The sequence below is a fragment of the Aquabacterium sp. A08 genome, from assembly GCF_011742065.1.
Genome location: NZ_JAAQQT010000697.1, coordinates 1 through 2,760 on the forward strand (window position 1 = coordinate 1; position 2,760 = coordinate 2,760).

The following is a 2,760-nucleotide window of genomic DNA, read 5'->3' on the forward strand; positions in this document are numbered from 1 at the left end:
GTGTCCAGCCCGTTTCCCGCCCGCCGTTCGCGCCAGGGCGTGGTGTCCTGGGGCGACCACCGCGTCACCGTCGGCGGCAACGCCCCGGTGCGGGTGCAGTCCATGACCAACACCGACACCGCCGACGCCATCGGCACCGCCATCCAGGTCAAGGAACTGGCGCTGGCCGGCTCGGAACTGGTGCGCATCACCGTCAACAACGACGAGGCCGCGCGCGCGGTGCCGCACATCCGCGAGCAGCTCGACCGCATGGGCATCCACGTGCCCCTGATCGGCGACTTCCACTACAACGGCCACACCCTGCTGTCGCAGCACCCCGACATGGCGCAGGCCCTGTCCAAGTACCGCATCAACCCCGGCAACGTGGGCAAGGGCGACAAGAAAGACCGCCAGTTCGGCCAGATGGTCGAGGCCGCGGTGCGCTGGAACAAGCCGGTGCGCATCGGCGTGAACTGGGGCAGCCTGGACCAGGAACTGCTGGCGCAGATGATGGACGACAACGCCCAGCGCGCCGAGCCTTGGGACGGCAAGCAGGTGATGTACGAGGCGCTGATCGCCTCGGCCCTGGGTTCGGCGCAGCGCGCCGAGGCGCTGGGCATGCGGCCCGAGGACATCGTGCTGTCGTGCAAGGTCAGCGGGGTGCAGGACCTGATCGCGGTGTACCAGCAGCTGCACGCGCGCTGCGACTACCCCCTGCACCTGGGCCTGACCGAAGCCGGCATGGGTACCAAGGGCACGGTGGCCTCGGCCGCCGCGCTGTCGGTGCTGCTGCAGCAGGGCATTGGCGACACCATCCGCGTCTCGCTCACGCCCCAGCCTGGCGAAGCCCGCACCCAGGAGGTGGTGGTGGCGATGGAGATCCTGCAGGCCCTGGGGCTGCGCAGCTTCGTGCCCAGCGTCACCGCCTGCCCGGGCTGCGGCCGCACCACCAGCACCACCTTCCAGGAGCTGGCAAAGCAGATCGACGACTACCTGCGCGCGTCCATGCCGCAGTGGCGCGAACGCTACCCCGGGGTGGAAAACCTCAAGGTCGCGGTGATGGGCTGCATCGTCAACGGCCCGGGCGAGAGCAAGCACGCGGACATCGGCATCAGCCTGCCGGGCACCGGCGAGGCCCCGGCGGCGCCGGTGTTCATCGACGGCGAAAAAGCCCTGACTCTGCGCGGCGACGGCATCGCGGCCGAGTTCCAGCGCCTCGTCGAAAGTTACATCCAGAAGAAATACGGCGTGGCCGCCTGAGCGCCCGCCCTTGATTGCAAAAACCACACATGGCTGACAAACTCAGTGCCGTCAAAGGCATGAACGACATTTTTGCGCCGGAGTCGGCGCACTGGGAATGGCTGGAGGCGAAGATGCGCGACCTGATGGCGCGCTACGCCTACCGCAACGTGCGCACGCCCATCGTCGAACCCACCGGCCTGTTCGTGCGCGGCCTGGGCGAGGTCACCGACATCGTCGAAAAGGAGATGTACTCCTTCGAAGACCGCTTGAACGGCGAGCAACTGACCCTGCGCCCCGAGGCCACCGCCGGCGTGGTGCGCGCGGTGATCGAGCACAACCAGTTGTACGACGGCCCCAAGCGCCTGTACTACATGGGCCCGATGTTCCGCCACGAGCGCCCGCAGCGCGGCCGCTACCGCCAGTTCCACCAGATCGGTGCCGAGGCGCTGGGCTTTGCCGGCCCGGACGTGGACGCCGAACTCATCGTCATGGCCGCCGACCTGTGGGCCGAGTTGGGCCTGACGGACGTGACGCTGGAAATCAACAGCCTGGGCCAGCCGGCCGAGCGCCTGGCCCATCGCCAGGCCTTGATCGCCTACCTGGAGCAGCACGCCGAGCAGCTGGACGAAGACGCCAAACGCCGACTGCACAGCAACCCGCTGCGCATCCTGGACACCAAGAACCCGGCGATGCAGGCGCTGGTCGAAGCCGCCCCCAAGCTGATGGACCACCTGGGGGCCGAGTCGCTGGCGCACTTCCACGCGCTGCGCGGCCTGCTGGATGCCCAGGGCATTGCCTACCGCATCAACCCGCGCCTCGTGCGCGGCATGGACTACTACAACCTGAGCGTGTTCGAGTTCGTCACCACCTCGCTGGGCGCGCAGGGCACGGTCTGCGCGGGCGGCCGCTACGACGGCCTGATTGCGCAGATCGGCGGCAAGCCGGCGCCGGCGGTGGGCTGGGCGCTGGGCGTGGAGCGGATTCTGGAGTTGCTCAAGGCGCAGCACCGCCTGCCCGCGCTGCCGGTGCCGGACTGCTATGCCATCGTGCCGCAGGCCCAGGGTCAGGACGCGGTGATGCGCGCGCTGCGCAGCCTGCGCCAGGCCGGCGTGTCGGTGCAGATGCACGCCGGCGGGCCGGACGGGCAGGGCAGCATGAAGTCCCAGTTCAAGAAGGCCGACGCCAGTGGCGCCCGCTACGCCCTGATTTTTGGCGAGAGCGAACTGGCCGCCGGTCTCGTCTCGGTCAAGCCGCTGCGCGCCGACGCGACCGGCATCGCCGAACAGACCTCGCTGCCGCTGGCCGACGCCGCCGCCTGGGCCGCCCGGCTGCGCTGAGGCCCAGCGCCTACAATCCCCCGCAGCGTTGTTGCAACAATCATTGGTACCGCCCCTGAATGGCCACCCACTACGACCTCGAAGAGCAGGAACAACTCGCCCAGATGAAGCATTTCTGGGCGAAGTACGGCAACCTCATCACCTGGGGGCTGATCGCCGTGCTGGGGGCGTTCGCCGCCTGGAACGGCTGGCAGTACTGGCA

The 2,760-nt window shown here is 68.8% G+C and carries 3 protein-coding genes; all 3 read left to right on the top strand.

The features are described 5' to 3' along the window. Nucleotides 1-1,239 (top strand): flavodoxin-dependent (E)-4-hydroxy-3-methylbut-2-enyl-diphosphate synthase, encoded by a 1,239-nt coding sequence (gene ispG, locus HA630_RS20630; protein ID WP_166837359.1) that lies wholly within the window; start codon nt 1-3, stop codon nt 1,237-1,239. Between the two features lie 29 nt (nt 1,240-1,268). Beyond that, nucleotides 1,269-2,558, top strand: a complete 1,290-nt coding sequence (hisS, locus tag HA630_RS20635; RefSeq protein WP_166837361.1) for a histidine--tRNA ligase — start codon at nt 1,269-1,271, stop codon at nt 2,556-2,558. Nucleotides 2,559-2,662: 104 nt separating this feature from the next. Next, a partial coding sequence (locus HA630_RS23870) for a tetratricopeptide repeat protein (RefSeq protein ID WP_371809313.1) occupies nt 2,663-2,760 on the top strand: 98 nt, incomplete at its 3' end.